The organism is Reichenbachiella sp. (genome assembly GCF_033344935.1).
Taxonomy (GTDB): Bacteria; Bacteroidota; Bacteroidia; order Cytophagales; family Cyclobacteriaceae; genus Reichenbachiella.
Genome location: NZ_JAWPMM010000001.1, coordinates 2834147 through 2849564 on the forward strand (window position 1 = coordinate 2834147; position 15418 = coordinate 2849564).

13 protein-coding genes are annotated in these 15418 nt (G+C 38.7%); 5 read left to right on the top strand and 8 right to left on the bottom strand.

From position 1 onward, the window contains the following. Positions 1–257 precede the first annotated feature (257 nt). The 7 genes from R8N23_RS12320 to R8N23_RS12350 form a co-directional block, all read right to left on the bottom strand. Positions 258–2282, bottom strand: a complete 2025-nt coding sequence (locus R8N23_RS12320; protein ID WP_318171905.1) for a M13 family metallopeptidase — start codon at positions 2280–2282, stop codon at positions 258–260. 70 nt (positions 2283–2352) lie between these two features. After that, positions 2353–3771 carry a protein adenylyltransferase SelO gene (locus tag R8N23_RS12325; protein WP_318171906.1) on the bottom strand — a complete coding sequence of 473 codons (1419 nt, stop codon included), beginning with the start codon at positions 3769–3771 and terminating at the stop codon, positions 2353–2355. A 1-nt stretch (position 3772) separates the two neighbouring features. Next, a complete protein-coding gene (locus R8N23_RS12330; RefSeq protein ID WP_318171907.1) occupies positions 3773–4288 on the bottom strand; it encodes a HEAT repeat domain-containing protein in 516 nt (171 codons plus the stop codon). Between the two features lie 65 nt (positions 4289–4353). After that, positions 4354–5508 carry an alpha/beta hydrolase-fold protein gene (locus tag R8N23_RS12335; protein WP_318171908.1) on the bottom strand — a complete coding sequence of 385 codons (1155 nt, stop codon included), beginning with the start codon at positions 5506–5508 and terminating at the stop codon, positions 4354–4356. Between the two features lie 152 nt (positions 5509–5660). Further along, on the bottom strand, positions 5661–6332 hold the full coding sequence (locus tag R8N23_RS12340; protein WP_318171909.1) for a hypothetical protein: 672 nt from the start codon (positions 6330–6332) through the stop codon (positions 5661–5663). A 33-nt stretch (positions 6333–6365) separates the two neighbouring features. Beyond that, complete coding sequence (locus R8N23_RS12345; protein WP_318171910.1) at positions 6366–7670, bottom strand: HAMP domain-containing sensor histidine kinase; 1305 nt, start codon at positions 7668–7670, stop codon at positions 6366–6368. Between the two features lie 167 nt (positions 7671–7837). Continuing rightward, complete coding sequence (locus tag R8N23_RS12350; protein ID WP_318171911.1) at positions 7838–9529, bottom strand: FG-GAP-like repeat-containing protein; 1692 nt, start codon at positions 9527–9529, stop codon at positions 7838–7840. 197 nt (positions 9530–9726) lie between these two features. On the opposite strand from R8N23_RS12350, the gene R8N23_RS12355 reads away from it, so the two are divergent. The 5 genes from R8N23_RS12355 (at position 9727) to R8N23_RS12375 (ending at position 15207) form a co-directional block, all read left to right on the top strand. Next, the gene (locus tag R8N23_RS12355; protein WP_318171912.1) at positions 9727–10758 is read left to right on the top strand and encodes a HAMP domain-containing sensor histidine kinase; all 1032 of its coding nucleotides are present in this window, start codon (positions 9727–9729) and stop codon (positions 10756–10758) included. A gap of 146 nt (positions 10759–10904) precedes the next feature. Further along, positions 10905–11390, top strand: coding sequence for a nucleoid-structuring protein H-NS (locus R8N23_RS12360; protein ID WP_318171913.1), 486 nt, complete (start codon positions 10905–10907; stop codon positions 11388–11390). A gap of 21 nt (positions 11391–11411) precedes the next feature. Then, positions 11412–11987, top strand: coding sequence for a hypothetical protein (locus tag R8N23_RS12365; protein WP_318171914.1), 576 nt, complete (start codon positions 11412–11414; stop codon positions 11985–11987). After that, a complete protein-coding gene (locus R8N23_RS12370) occupies positions 11984–12817 on the top strand; it encodes a hypothetical protein (RefSeq protein WP_318171915.1) in 834 nt (277 codons plus the stop codon). The genes R8N23_RS12365 and R8N23_RS12370 overlap by 4 nt, the downstream gene beginning before the upstream one ends. Positions 12818–12819: 2 nt before the next feature. Next, positions 12820–15207: a leucine-rich repeat domain-containing protein gene (locus R8N23_RS12375; protein ID WP_318171916.1), complete on the top strand. Its 2388-nt coding sequence runs from the start codon at positions 12820–12822 to the stop codon at positions 15205–15207. Here R8N23_RS12375 and R8N23_RS12380 read toward each other — a convergent pair. Continuing rightward, positions 15194–15385, bottom strand: coding sequence for a hypothetical protein (locus tag R8N23_RS12380; RefSeq protein WP_318171917.1), 192 nt, complete (start codon positions 15383–15385; stop codon positions 15194–15196). The two genes, R8N23_RS12375 and R8N23_RS12380, sit on opposite strands and share 14 nt — an antisense overlap. Positions 15386–15418 lie beyond the last annotated feature (33 nt).

Consider the following 15418-nt stretch of genomic DNA (forward strand, 5'->3'; position numbering starts at 1 on the left):
TATAGTCATCACTTTTTCATTGCCGCATCATTTGCGGCCTTTCTCTCATAGGGATAATAAGGATGGTGGTCGTGGATTGGCCAATAATTTCAAAACCTTTTCAAGTCAATTTGATATTATGAGCTACTACCAATTTCAAAATAAACAAGTAGTGAGCACAATAAATATATAATTCGACGAATATTCGAAATTTAGAGACTAATGGATCAGAAAAGTCATTGTGCTATGAGTCTAGAATTCTCATACTTTTTCATGAATCACCAAATTACTACTCTTTCAGATTTTGATTTGTAGTTTTTATCTTCTGGTTGAACATCAAATGCTTCATAAAAAGCATCGGCATTCATCAATGGGCCATTTACTCTCCACATCGCTGGTGAATGAGGGTCCACCGCTACATAGTTTCTCAAAAATTCATCTCTCATTTTTACTCTCCAGATTCTTGCCACAGATAGGAAAAAGCGTTGGTCTGGCGTAAACCCATCGATTCGAGTAGTATCCTGGCCTTGGGCAGTCATTTTAAAAGCATCATAGGCTATGGCTATTCCGCCATTGTCCGCTGTATTTTCACCCACGGTTAGGGCTCCTTTTATCGCTACCGTATCTAGTACTTTAAATGTACTGTAGAGATCAATCATTTTCTGAGTCCTTTCTCTAAATCTTTTGTAATCCTCTTCCGTCCACCAGTTTTTTACATTTCCGTCTTTGTCATATTGGGCTCCCTGGTCATCAAAGGCATGGGTCAGTTCATGGCCAATCACCATGCCTATTCCGCCATAATTAATGGCATCATCAGCATGGAGATCAAAATATGGATATTGTAAGATGCCTGCAGGAAAAACAATTTCATTCACTGGAGGGCTATAGTATGCCGTAACTGTACTCGGCGTAGTTCTCCATTCCTCTTTATTTGGCGCTTGATTTAGTTTGGCCAATTCAAATCTGAATTGTTCTTTCCTGAGTTCAACCACATTTTCGAAAAATTTAGATTTATCGATATCAATACCCTTGTATTCTCTCCAAACATCAGGATAACCAATTTTCTTGGTGATCGCATATAGTTTTTCCTTGGCTTTTAGTTTGGTACTGTCACTCATCCAATCCAACTGATCAATTCTAATCTCGAAAGCTTTTTGAAGATTATTGACCAATTCTAATGCTCGTTTCTTCGCTTCTTCATTGAAATGACGATTTACATAAACTTGCCCCAGCGCATAACCCAATCGCCAATCAACCATTTGAACCATTCTTTCGGCCCTGGATTTTTGTTTAGATTGGCCTGACAAGACTTTGGTATACTCAAATTCTGCCTTCTCAAAATCTTCACTTAATACACTGGCATTGCTAACTAAAATATCAGCTCGTAAATATGTTTTCCAGTCCTCTAGCGGCACAGATTTCAGCATGACATTGAGTTCGTCATAATAAGCCGGTTGTCTCATGTCAATGGAGTCGGCTGCAAGCCCAAGCGTATTGAATAGAGACGTCCACCCGATATTCGGTTGTCTTTCTTCTAGGCTTGCTAGTGATAATTTGTTGTAATTGGCCTTTACATCCCTCCTTTCAATCCTTGTTTTATGAGATGCTGCCAACTGTTTCTGAATTTCATATACAGTTTTTGCCTGTGACTGTGCATTTTCAGATCCTACCAATTCAAATAACGTTTGAACATATTTTTGATAGGCCTGCTGAATAGCGACCGAAGAAGAATCTGTCTTAAAATAATAATCTCGGTCTGGCAGGCCCAAACCAGTTTGACCAAAATGGGCAATGTTGATTTTGCTATTGGCTTGATCGGGATATATCCCCAGACTAATAATGGAATATACACTTGCCTTTAATTCACTAGCAACAAATGACATGAGTCCTGATACATCCTCTATCTTTTCTATTTTTTCTAAATGCGGTTTGATTGGCTCGAAACCCAACTGATTAATTCGCGAGATATCCATGCCTGAAGCGTAAAAATCTCCGACCAGTTGCTCATTACTTCCTTTGGAAAACTCACCTGTAGACAGCTCTTCTAAAATATCTTGCAAGAGCATTTTCTGTGGAATATTCAAAAAGCGATAAGACCCAACCCCAGATTGATCATCAGCTATTCTGGCGGTATCATGCCAAAGTCCATTGACATGATTGAAAAAATTATCACCTGGTTTGGTATTCGGATCTAATCCAGCTACATCAACATATTGGCGTGTGCTTAATTCATCAGACTGATTCTCGTTGGAACAAGAAACTAAAGTGCCAAAGGCAAGGAATGTGTATATTATCTTTTTCATAGGTCGTTGTATCTAATCAAAGATAATCTAATTCTTAAGCTCTCAAATAGCTATTAGAAATGGTTCTGATTTAAGTACCGCAGAAAGTCTGATAGGAGCCGTCAAATTCAGATGGCACAAGCTGAGATTCTTGAGGCTTATATGGGTTCGAAAACTTAATCATCAATGCATTAAAAGGACTCATATCTCCTTCTGTGGCTCTTTTCAAAACATCCTCTACTAAATGATTTCGTGGTATAATTACAGGATTACTTTGTTCCATTAACACAGAACCTTCACTTTGATTATTAGTCCGATTAAAAGCCTCTTGCCAACGAGAATGCCAAGCTTTGAATTCTGCGTCCGATTGCAGTTTTTCTTCTATAGAATGAAACCTTAAGGAAGTAAAGAAATTAGTGTAATCCACCTGATGCTTTTCTAACAGATTCAGTAAATCTTGCACCAATTGTTGATCTGAATGCTCAACCTTTACAAGTCCAAGCTTTTGACGCATCATACGTTGGTATTTTTCAGTGTACTTCTGAGGAAATGACTGAATCACTTCTTCAGCCTGAGCAACGGCTATTTTCTCATTCGCATGAATCAAAGGCAATAGTGAATTAGCTAAAATGGCCAAATTCCAATGCGCTATATGTGGCTGATTACCAAAAGCATAGCGTCCTTGACGATCGATTGAGCTAAAAACAGTTTTTGGGTGATAGGCATTCATGAATGCACAAGGACCATAATCGATAGTTTCTCCAGCTATCGACATGTTATCTGTGTTCATCACCCCATGAATAAAACCAACTCGCATCCAGTCCACGATCAATTCAACCTGCCTATTCATTACACTTTTCAAGAACTCTATGACATAGTTTTCATGACCCAACAGGTCTGCATCGTGTCTTTCAATCACATATTTTGTAAAAGCCTCCAGTTCATCACTGTAGTATCTTGCATACTCAAAAGATCCTACTCGAATATGACTTTTCGCTATTCGGGTAAGTACAGCACCATCATTCACCTGTTCTCTATAGACTGGCTCTCCGGTTTTCATAACCGCCAAACTCCTTGTGGTATTTATACCCAAGTGAAACATGGCTTCACTCATCAAATATTCGCGCAACATGGAGGACAAAGTGGCTCGACCATCCCCTCTTCTCGAGTACTTGGTAACGCCCGCCCCTTTAAGTTGGATGTCAAAAAGATGGCCGTCAACCACTTGTTCTCCCAGCAAAATGGCACGTCCATCTCCAAGCATAGTAAATTGTCCAAATTGATGACCTGCATAAGCTTGTGCTATAGGATGGGTTCCTTTTAGCACTTCTTTGCCAGAAAGGTATTCAAGAGCCAATTCTGGATTAGACAACTCTTTGGGTAGTTCCAATGTCTCAGCTAATTCTGGATTGAAACAAATGGTCTCAGGATTCTCAACCGGAGTTGGCGATTGATCGCTATAAAATTTGTCAGAAAGGGAGTCCCAGTAGGAGTTTTTTAATATCGCCATGCTACTCACTATCTATAAAGCTTTGCAGGTCAGCTAGAAGTTCTTCCACTTCCATCTTCTTTAGATCAAATAGTTCATCATGTTTTACATTATTTTCATAATGATGCCAGGCTTTTTTTGCTTTTTTTAGGACTCTCGGTGTAATGTTAAACTCCTTGTGATCCAATAGATCCTGCGCTACCGAGGACACTTTAAAACTACCGAACAGTGATAGCTTAAAAAGAGCCACATACTTTTCGCTAAGATCAAAACCGTCGAGATGAACGAGCAATTCTCCTGCAATTTTTGGGTTCTTATCAATGGCTTCAAGTAATGCGTCTAGTGCTTCACTATTACTTTCAATCAAGCCCAAGGTCCGAGCCGCTAGTATTTTAGATTCATCATTCGAATGCTCGAGCAGCTTAACCATTTCACTAACTACTTCGGTTGAATTTTTCTGGGCCAAGAGGTCTGAGGCTTTGAAAGCCTGGTCATCTAATTCTCCAGATAATTGTTCTACTAGCACTGAAATATCCATTGTTCAATTTTGATTCCCTACAAAAGTAGCTGACAAAACTAGATAAACCCCGCACCTTCAGTTTTTCACCCTAGACTTTTTAGTTCTGATTGATACTTTTCTAAGTCAGGATCATCGTTTTCTTGAGCTTTTTTTATGGCCTGTTTATACTTAGATCTAGCTAATTTCTTTTGTCCTAGGCCCAAATAGGCTTGACCAAGCCCACGATACATTTTAGCTAAATATTTTTCTTCCGGATAATTTGTAATCCCCTGTTCGAAATACTTAATAGCATCCTCAAAAGCGTGGTTCTTTAGATAGAATTGTGCTAATCGATTTTGCCAATAGGCTGATGCATAGCGCTTTGTTTCAAGTACATCAGAAAACTCCTTCATTAGCAGGTCAAATGCTTCAAATTGGTCCTGTTTCCAAGCCATCCATATCAGTGTATTTTTAGTGCCCTCATCAACTTCTGTTGGTAAATGGAAACGCTCTCCTCTTGATTTAAAATAAGACTCTACATAAGGAATTCCACCTACAGCATTGAATTCATCAATACTACTGAATGTCAATGAAGCGAAATTGCGGTAATAGAACTTAAGTCCCTGGTAGAGAGAGACATTTGTCAAAGCCTCATGAGTTTCATCATTAAATTGTCGATACTCCCAAATTAGATTATCAGATTTAGCATTCTCAAGAAATTGAGCTGCTTGATCGGAGTAAGAAACAGTATAAATATCTTTGGTGGAATTAGCCAGAAACAGATATCTCTCTTCGTTTAAAGAGTCAAACGGTTGGAGCATATTATCATCAATGTAAGCACCATTAGAAGCTATAGCTCCATCAAATACACTTTCTTTATCTAAGATCAATTCACACGCCATGAAACCGGCGTTTTCCCAACCAAACAGAATGTTTTCTTGAGTAGTTCTAAAGTTTTTATCAACAAATGGCACTAACTCCAATTGAATAAAGCTTTTGAATTCATCCCATTGCTTATTGAGGGTCTCATTTCTGCCTGGTCTGTCCATCAGTACTCCAACAACAATCATCTCTGGAAGCAAGTACTCGCCCCTCATAGATTCTTGAATGGCTACACCATTGAAGAAATACCATTGGCCATCTAATATATAAAGAGTAGGATATTGCTTATCAGTGACTTTATAACCTTTTGGTAGGTACACTTGAACGCCTCTTTCTTCATTTAGAAATTTCGAAGAAATGGTATGAGTTTGTCCCATCTGAATAGATTCTTGCCCAATCAGCGGAGACGATAAAACGAGTATTAAAATTAGAAATCCGAAATAGCGCATGATTTTGAGTTTATTTGAATTTCTGTAAGATCAGTTATTTTCAATTTTAGCTTCTAATTTCTCTCATCATTAACAAGAGATTAACAATTTTCAAATCCTTCAAATCGCTCCTTAAACCGAATATCATAAAGCAGCATGGGTGCCATGAGTTTTTTGATCGCCTTATCTAGATTGGTGAAATTTGATTGAGAGATATGAAGCGGTATTTTGTACAAACGATCATCTTTCTTCTCAAATGGACACGGCACTTTGGATTGATGTAGATATGGTATTAATGTAGTACTACAGTTGAGTGCAATTCTATCTATTACGTGGTTTACAAGTAATTCAGTCAAGGTTGAATTGATGTTTTCGAAAAACTCAATCGTTTTGGCCAACCGAACTCTTGAACCTGCTCTTGATTTTCCTTTTTTATTCAGGTATTTGATTTGACTGACACCTTGTTTCTTTCGTGTCATATAAGCCGAGAATGTAGTGTGATATATATTAGTTTTCCCTTCCATGACACATATTGCCGCATTACCCGATTCAACACTTAAATACAGTACCTGAGCACACTCATTCACTATTTCGAGTTGATCATTTATTATCAAGTGCAAGGGCAACCTGATTTGCCCTAATACCTCCCTAGATTCATTCTCTAATAGTATGACGTGCTTCTGAAAATCGTAAGTATATTGATATCGTTCTTGAATCTGATGGAGAAGATCCACAACTGGAATATGAAATAGATTAACGCTGGTTTGCTTCATTCCTTTTTTAACTCGATTGACTATTTAAAAGGATCAAATGGTAGGAAAACGTACTTCGAATATTGCACCTCCGGAAGAATTATCTATTATCCTTAATTCTCCCTTATTCTTCTTGATCAATTCCTGACAGAAACTAAGTCCTACTCCTGACCCTCTTTCTCCTTGTGTACCAATCCCCGATTCCATCAATTTTGAATTTAATATTTTTGTTTTCATCTCATCATTTACTCCCTTCCCAGAATCGATGATTTGAATTAACGTGGCGCCAGCGTGCTCTTCTATATTGATATCGATAGCGCCATTCTCAGGAGTAAATTTAATAGCATTGTGAACCAAATTTCTTAAAATGATATTCAGATGGTTTTTATCCAAATTCACCATCCTTTCTTCCTTTCCTATTCTTATCATTTTTATTTGTTTGGAAGCTGTCATCTCTTCAAAAAGGTCAATGATCTTAACGACTTCGGTCACGAGATCAAAATGAGAAACGATTCGTTTAGAATTACCCAATTGAGATTGAGCCCATGCCAATAGGTTATTCATATTCTCTTGCAACACTTTGAACCTAGACCGAATAGTCGCTTGATAATCCATAAATTTCTGACGGTCTAAGCTATTGATCAGAGAAGGGTCAAGCAAGCTTTGAATCAAGCCCAAAGGCGACCTTAGGTCATGCGCTACAATAGAAAACAACTTATCTTTTGATAAGTTGGATTCGGTCAGTGCCTTTTCCTTTTCAATCAATTCTTCATTCAACCTTTCTGTTTTGTGTAAAGCTCGAATGAGTTGAGTTTTAAATTGAATAACGAAATAGTAAATACCAGTATATGCAATGGCAACAATAGCCACCAACTTGATATACCCCAAATTATCCAATCCAGCTATAAAATATTTCAAAATCAAAAATGCCATTAGATTACTAATAAACAACAACCATTGGCCAAACCCGTCAATGAGAATAACCACTGCAATTGCACTTGGGATCAACAATAATTCGATTTCATTGGGTCTGTTTTCGAAGGCTGCATGAATAGCTCCAGCAACTACAGCCAAATGAATTCCCCACAGGAAAACATATTCAGCAGCTCTGTATTTATGAAAGTAATTGAGGGTGAGTACCGGAATTAAAACAGTAAGAATCGCAAGTATGTCAATCAGGATTCCCTGATAATTTCCGATGCTAAGATTAACTGTAATTAATAATAGAGCCAGAAGAATGCATATCAAGGTCAGTCGATTGATAATTCCCAATTTGCAAACCTCATATATGTTCAACGAATCTGAACAACCTAAAGAATAGAAATCCTTTAATTTATAGGTAAACCCTTTTCTTGCCATTACTAACCTTTTCCTTCTCTAGTACCAAACGCAGGCAGGTGGATGAATCAAAAGTAGAGCTACTTGCCCAAAAAAACGAATGTAAAGAGTTGAAAATATGAAAAGAAAAAAGTCAGACACAAATGTTTTGAATCTGACTTTAGATATAAATCAATAACCAAAAGCAGTCATTTTCCAGCAATGATCATTATTCTCCCAGATCTGGGTCCGTTAATGGCACTCCATGCCGAAGTTAATAAAAGGTCTACCTTCCCATCGCCATTTACATCCCCAATACCTGTGGCATCGAAGCCCAAGGTTTCTCCTGCCACTTGGCCCGTAAGTGTCCGTAGCTCTCTTCCATCCTTTCCAGAGTACACGTATACTTTGCCTCCAGACGGCGCGGCACTAGCATGCTGCCAAGCCCCAATCACTAAATCGTCATACCCATCTCTGTTGGTATCGCCAGCATCAGCTACGCCAATACCAAAACCCTCTCCTGGACCTTCTCCCGTAAAAACGTATAATTCTTTTCCGTTCTTACCTGAATGGACGTAAGCCCTTCCAGTGGAATTGCCTAATGCGGCATTGGCAAAATCTGAAGCATATACATCTTGAATGCCATCATTATCAACATCGCCTACTACCGACATGAACATACCTCCTAGTCTCTGGCTTGTTTCATCGGGATCAATCGTAAATGAAGCTTTATTCTTTGACCCATCATATACATAAACCTTACCGCCATTAGCCACACCAGGCGCGCCTATCATTAATATGGCTGACTCATCTATAGTCTTTCCTGCCAATGCGGTTCCAAATCCATCTCCTATTTCATCTCCACTCCATTTTTGAAGAATAGATCCGTCTTTTCCCGAATACAAATAGGCATTTCCAGCCTCTTCGATTTGATCACTATTGATAGGTCCTCCCCAAATCTGATAAGGCTCCCCGATCAGAACGTCTCCATACCCATCTCCATTGACATCACCAACACCTTTTACAGCACGCCCAAAGGCGCCTCGTTCATCTTCTCCTTGCCATTCATAAATCAGCGAACCATCTTTTCCCGAAAAAACCAGCGTCTTGTTCACATAAGGAGCTCCTGCTACCACATCTGGTATACCATCCTTGTTTACATCACCTGCAGCTTCTATGCTCATTCCCAATTGACCATTGGCATCTTTTGAGCTATAAGACCAGATTTGCTCGCCGGTCTTACCCGAATAGACATAAATTTTACCCCCATTATTAGACGCCTCGCTATTTGTAGGAGCTGAAGCAGTTAAATCCATAATCCCATCAAGGTCAACATCGCCAATGTTTCTTGCAATCCAACCAAATTGATCGTTTTGATTCTCACCCTTCCAATCATGAATAATCTTGACATTCTTCTCTTCAAAAGGATTAGCATAAGCTTCTTCTAATGGAAAAAGGGTTTTGTACCTTTGATCTTCTTTGAGTATTACTGCGGCCGGACTCAAGCCTATATTGGTGATGTTGAAAGTGTTCTTTTCTTTTAAATCGACAAGTGTAGAAAATGCCAGATCTAGATTTGACGCCAATGCATAGGCTACTCCCAGATTGAATTGATAGCGAGCATTTTCAGACTGTGCTTCAAAAGCCTTTTTGTAAAACTCCAGTGAGGTAGTGTAATCCTCCTTTCTTCTGTAGGCCAATCCGAGCATTCCCAAAGCACCATCATGTTCTGGTCTTTGGTTCAATACATCTTTCAAATCTTCTATAGCCTCATCCACTTGGCCACCATTTATTTTTTGAAATGCTTCTTGAACTATTTGAGAAGAATCAGACTGTCCATGAATAAAATGAAAAGAGCCGACCAACGAGAGCAATAAACAGATTATGATAATTTTTTTCATCTTAATTTATTTTGAGTTTAGTTCAAAAATGGATTCATCATTTAGCAAACAGGTAAACTCCGATCATTCTTAACTTTATTCTTTCCTGGTTTAATCTACGACAGATTCTACTTTCATTTTTCTAGGATTTCAAATTTTAAATTAAAATGGCAGTTTATAAGTAGAACCTTTATCTTTCAGATAATAAAGAAGGAAGCATGTTTGGGAAAAGAATAGCGGCATTGCAGGCAACTAGTTTGTTGTCAGATTCCGGTAGTATCAGCAATTGGCTGATTCTACTGTTTGCTGTTGTGGTAATTATAGGTGCTTACCTTCTCTTCAGACTCTATACTCGTCGAACTAAAATTCAACGAAAAGTATTACAACGAAAAGTTGAAAAACGTACTTCTGAAATATCCAAACAGAAAGAAGAGTTAGAAGAACAATCCGAAAAGCTCAAAAAGGCGTACGAAGAGATCAAGGTGAAAAACATTGCCATTGAAGAAGCCTTTGAACATTTGACAAACTCCTTCTCCAAACTATCAGATCTTAATCGAGAAAAAGACGGAATTATCAGTATAGTCGCACACGATCTGAGAACACCTTTAAATAATATAGAAGGGCTCATACAATTGGTTTCTATGGATGGAAACCTGAACGATGATCAGAAGGATTATATTGACAAAATCCGGTCCGTAGTTCGACATGGCAATGAGATGATTCGTGATCTTCTGGATATCAATCAAGCCAAAAATCAAAAACCTGAGCTTAAGATTTCAACGTTGCAATTGGGTGAATTCGTAAACAGCTGGCAAGCTAACTTCGAAAAATCATTATCATCAAAAAAGCAGAAATTAGAACTTGCCGGAGACTACCAAAGCCTTGAACTTCAAACAGATCAAGGGTTGCTTTCAAGAATCATGGACAATTTGATGTCCAACGCCATCAAATTTTCAGAAAAAGGCACGACGATCTTCATTGACATAAATGAAGAGGATGAACAGCTGGTTATTAAAATCACCGATGAAGGCCCGGGCATTAGTGAGCAAGACCAACAAAAAATGTTCAAACCATTTACCAGGCTATCTGCAACACCAACTGGCGGAGAACCTTCCAATGGCCTTGGATTGTCTATAATCAAAAGCCTTTGCCAACAACTGGGTGGCAAAATCAAAGTGGAAAGTGAAATAGGCAAAGGCACCACCTTTATTGTTTCAATTCCTAAGCAACTTGAGGCAGTCATCGCCTAGCACCTGTGGATTTACTTTCGCATAATTCAATTATTTCATTAAATAAAACTATTTTCATCTCGTTAATCAGAACTGGAACGCTATTTGTAATAGTGCCTGACGTTTGAACAAATGAATATTAAAAACACATTCAAATTATTTCAACCATGACAAAAAACACTTTAAATATTATACCTGTGGCACTTGTAGTGGCACTGATGATAGGAACATCATCCTGTAAGACAAAAAAGAACTTGGCGCAGGTCACCCCTGTTGAAGAGGTAGAACCAGTAGAAGATGAAGTAGTAGAAGAACTCGAAGAGGTGACAGAGGAAGTGGTCGAAGAAAGAGTGCCTGAGAAAATCCTATCTAAGGAACAAAAACTGAACAACTATTTTAGCGCCGTTTCTGGAGCTTCATCTACGAGCGTAGCCAACAACAACATTGATCAAGCCTTGGGTATGTTCAGCAATCCAGACGCTCCAGTGCTTATCGTTATTTATAACGACGGAGCTAATCCTGACTACGATGAGCCGACTACCATTTCAAAGTATTTGAACTATCTCAAAGACACCAAAACTAAAGCTGCTACTGTGGAAGAAGTGGTTTATGACTCACAGGGTCGAATTAAGGAGTTAGTTCTAAAAAAATAATCTTAAACAGAATATAAAGACATGCAATTGATAAAATATACCGCGCTGTTCTTAGCTGTGTTGCTGAGCACCAGTGCATTTGCACAAAAAAATATTGATCCTAGAAGGAAACAAGCCATTGACTCCTTGGCCTTGGAAAAGGTAAAAGATCTCAGTAAGTACATTAGTATTGTTGGAAACAAGGAGACACAATTCTCTGAAGCTCAACGGGTAATGGACCGGGCTGAGGAGTTGTTTGCTGAAGATAGCGAAATGGGCGTCTCTTCTTTGGAAAGAGAAGAAGTCAACTATTACAAAGTGAGAGAGTACTTCGAAAGATTAATGGCGTTGAACTATGACAAAGTAAAAATCCAGTGGTATGACATCCATTATGTAAGCGACTTAGAGCAACAACCCGATGGCACTTTTGTTGGGGTAATTACTGTTTATCAAAGATTCGAAGGGTCATCCAAAGATGGAACCATGGAATATAAGGACACCACAAAAAAGGATATTACCATTTTTGTGAAACGAAAAGAAACGCAAATCGCAGGACGTATTATAGAATTCTGGGACGTGATGCTAGGTGACATCCGAGTAACCGAAACCTCTGCATGAGAACCCTCCTATTCGCGCTTTTAACCATATTATCATTTCATATATCGGTGAGTCAGGGACTCACCGATGACATGAAGGATACCGAAGATCAACTACGTGCCTCTACCAAACAAATCAATCAATTCTTTAGAAGGTTTAATGGTGAGGAAGATGAAAATGGCAAACGCTATTACCCTACGGACAAAAGATACCGTGATGCCTCATTGAGGAGAAAGTATGTACCGGTACTTTTCGACACCCAAACCAGTCAGATAGATGGCACAACAGCCAAGGAGTTTGTCAAAATCATAACTGACAAAAAGTCCCCAGCGTTTCTTGACTTCCATACCGATGACTGGTTTGCTGAGGTAAGTGCCACATTTAAATATAAAGGAAGATCTATCTCTGGTACCCTTTACATGAAGCTGCAACCTCAAGGGCAAGGCTATGAGTGGATTATTCAGGATGTCGCTTTCAGTCAATTCAGTAAGTGGTTTGATAAGGCCTCAGGGTCTGACAAACAATTTCTTCATCCGATGAGTCACGAGTTAGATTTTATGACTTTGCGCAAGGCGCTTGACAAACAAAAACATGCGGAACAATATACATCAGATACCTATACGCCGGATTACTTGAGCATCTTCCTATATGAGCTCAATCAAGGAAATTTAACCTTTGTGTCTGCCAAAAACACCGCCTTTCATTTTTTTGCTATTGACGGTTATTATTTTTCTATCTCCAATTTCAATAGACCTGGATACAATTCAGGGTGGTTAATTTCGAGTTTGGTTCCCTTAGCGAATGAGGACCAAAAACAGCAAATGAAAGATTACATCTACCGAAAGGACTAACTATGAAATACCTTTTTTCTTTTTTACTTTCTTTAGCGTTTATCACGTCTAATGGCCAAGTGGCTGAGGATTCTGCCAGATATGACGAAGTACGAAGTTTGGTCAACTTCTATAAGTATATGCTCAATACGGTAGGTTCCAGCAAGAATTCTACTCGAGACAAAGAGGTAATTATTGCGGAGAGCTATAAAAAGGTATTCAAAGATCAGTTTGTTCAAATCGAAGATGACTTAGCATTGGATAGAAAGGTCATTACCAACAAAGATGTATCCGCCTACCTTCGTGATGTAGATTTCTTTTTTGAAAATATCCAGTTTGATTTTCAGGATGTTTCTATCGAAAAAGTAAATCTTGAAGATGGTTCTTATTACTTCTTAGCCAGCTTCGAAAGCACGATTACCGGCATCACTTACGATGGACAAACACAGAACCAGTCTCAGAAAAGGTTTATTGAACTCAACCTGGATGAACAAGCCAGTGACCTGAAAATAGTAAGCGTATATAGTACGAAAGTCAGTCGCGAAAAGGAATTACAGCTCTGGTGGGAAAGTCTTCCTTTTGAATGGATTACGATATTCAATCAGCAAGTAGCATTTGATTCTATTTCCGGCGCCGCTCTGGAAAGAATAGCCGCCATTGATAGCCTGGATGTTTCTGACAATGTCTTCATACAAGACCTGGAAGCACTTTCAGCTTTGAAAGACTTGAAATATCTAGATATCAGTAATACAAAAGTTGCGGACTTAAACCCACTCCGCTATGCTAGGAATTTGAAGACGCTTAACGCTTCTAACACCAAAGTGACTGATCTATCTGTGGTGCAATATTTTCCGAAATTGAAATCAATAAATCTTGCTCAAACCCCAATACAAGACATTACCGAAATAGGTCGATTAAATCATTTAGAACAACTTAACCTCTCTGCAACAACTATTGCAGATTTCAGTCCAATCAAAACGCTCAAGGTTCTAAAGGTCGTAGACCTTTCGAATACGAACTTTGATGACCCTACGCTATTAGCATCAAGTAAAGAGTTGAAAAAAGCGAACTTATCTCGCACCCAAGTCGACCACTTATTTGTTTTTCAAAGTCTGGCTCAAGTGGAGTTTTTAGATTTATCTGAATCCAAAATCGCCAACCTTAATGGCTTGGAAAAACATCCCTCCCTTCAAGAACTGTATATCAACCAGACGGCGGTAAAAGTGCTAGCGCCAGTTGGAGACAATCCTCGATTAAAGAAGATATATGCTGACCTATCTGGTGTGAGTGAGCAAGTCGCCTCCGACTTTATGACACAACACCCTCAAATTGTAGTGGTGACCAACAGCGAGCAGGTAATGAAATGGTGGATTGAATTACCAGCCAATTGGAAAAATGTTTTCGCGGAGCTAATCGGTCATAGTGAGCCAACTAAAGAAGATCTGGCCAAACTCTTGATTATTGATTCTTTGAATGTGGCTAACAGGAAACTCTATATGGAAACCCCATTGGTTAAATTCAAACGCCTGAAGTATTTGGATGTCAGTCACAACGATTTTGTCACTTTAGACTTCGCTAAAGAAATGCCTGAGTTGGAATATCTGATTGGCATTAATTTACCTATAGAATCAACCGATGATCTGTCATCAAACAAGAAGCTCAAGCACCTCAACCTAAGTCAGACTAAATTAAAAAATATGAAGACGCTAGAGCAGCTACATAGCCTTGAGCATGTGGATGTGGAAGGTACTTTTGTGGAAGAACCACAAGTGATCGAACACCTCAACACTAATCCTAACACGGTCATCATCTACCAATCAGATTCTCTCCTCGCCTGGTGGAATAATATTTCTCCGGTCTGGCAAACTGTATTCAACCTTCCTGCTTCAGATGCTTATCACTTGCACCAGTTGATTGAGAAACAAGAAATTGACATCTCCAACAAACCCGTACAATCACTGGCACCCCTACAAGCCTTCATCAATTTGAAATCAGTGAGTATGGATCGATTGAAACTTACTCATCTGAGTGAATTGTATGTAATTAGCAGTTTAGAAGCACTTAGCTATACCAATGGACCACTTCAAACACTAGCAGGTATTGACCAACTGGCTCAATTGAAATCATTAAATATTTCCAACACAGCTATTGAGGATTTAAAAGACTTATACTATCTCAGTTCACTAGAAAACCTGAACTGCTCAAGAACAGGAATTAAAAACCTAAAAGGAGTAGACAAACTGGTTAACATGGAAAACATAGATATTAGCAATACTCGTATTTGGCGACTTGATCGATTGGCGAGCATGAGAAGAATCCAAACGCTCATATGCAATAACACCAGACTCAGCCAAGCTAAGGTAGATGCCTTTAAAGCTGATAGACCTGATTGTGATATTACCTTTTATTAGATCTGTTTGGCATAAGCTTCAATTGTAAGTTGCTGTTTTCTAGCCATTGCTGAAACTCTTCAACTTCATCAGGCTGCAATGCTTTTACCGCCTTCTGATATTCTTTTGCCAAAAGGCCGCTATCAAAACTAACTTTCTCTAGAATGAGTTTATAATAATCTAAAAAAGAAGTTTTCATTTTATTATTGAGTTAGGGTTTGTTGACACAGAT

Excerpts from the sequence above, each read along its gene's own strand:
- R8N23_RS12320 (WP_318171905.1), bottom strand. The coding sequence starts at position 2,282 with ATGAAAAAGATAATATACACATTCCTTGCCTTTGGCACTTTAGTTTCT.
- R8N23_RS12325 (WP_318171906.1), bottom strand. The coding sequence starts at position 3,771 with ATGGCGATATTAAAAAACTCCTACTGGGACTCCCTTTCTGACAAATTT.
- R8N23_RS12330 (WP_318171907.1), bottom strand. The coding sequence starts at position 4,288 with ATGGATATTTCAGTGCTAGTAGAACAATTATCTGGAGAATTAGATGAC.
- R8N23_RS12335 (WP_318171908.1), bottom strand. The coding sequence starts at position 5,508 with ATGGGACAAACTCATACCATTTCTTCGAAATTTCTAAATGAAGAAAGA.
- R8N23_RS12340 (WP_318171909.1), bottom strand. The coding sequence starts at position 6,332 with ATGAAGCAAACCAGCGTTAATCTATTTCATATTCCAGTTGTGGATCTT.
- R8N23_RS12345 (WP_318171910.1), bottom strand. The coding sequence starts at position 7,670 with ATGGCAAGAAAAGGGTTTACCTATAAATTAAAGGATTTCTATTCTTTA.
- R8N23_RS12350 (WP_318171911.1), bottom strand. The coding sequence starts at position 9,529 with ATGAAAAAAATTATCATAATCTGTTTATTGCTCTCGTTGGTCGGCTCT.
- R8N23_RS12355 (WP_318171912.1), top strand. The coding sequence starts at position 9,727 with ATGTTTGGGAAAAGAATAGCGGCATTGCAGGCAACTAGTTTGTTGTCA.
- R8N23_RS12360 (WP_318171913.1), top strand. The coding sequence starts at position 10,905 with ATGACAAAAAACACTTTAAATATTATACCTGTGGCACTTGTAGTGGCA.
- R8N23_RS12365 (WP_318171914.1), top strand. The coding sequence starts at position 11,412 with ATGCAATTGATAAAATATACCGCGCTGTTCTTAGCTGTGTTGCTGAGC.
- R8N23_RS12370 (WP_318171915.1), top strand. The coding sequence starts at position 11,984 with ATGAGAACCCTCCTATTCGCGCTTTTAACCATATTATCATTTCATATA.
- R8N23_RS12375 (WP_318171916.1), top strand. The coding sequence starts at position 12,820 with ATGAAATACCTTTTTTCTTTTTTACTTTCTTTAGCGTTTATCACGTCT.
- R8N23_RS12380 (WP_318171917.1), bottom strand. The coding sequence starts at position 15,385 with ATGAAAACTTCTTTTTTAGATTATTATAAACTCATTCTAGAGAAAGTT.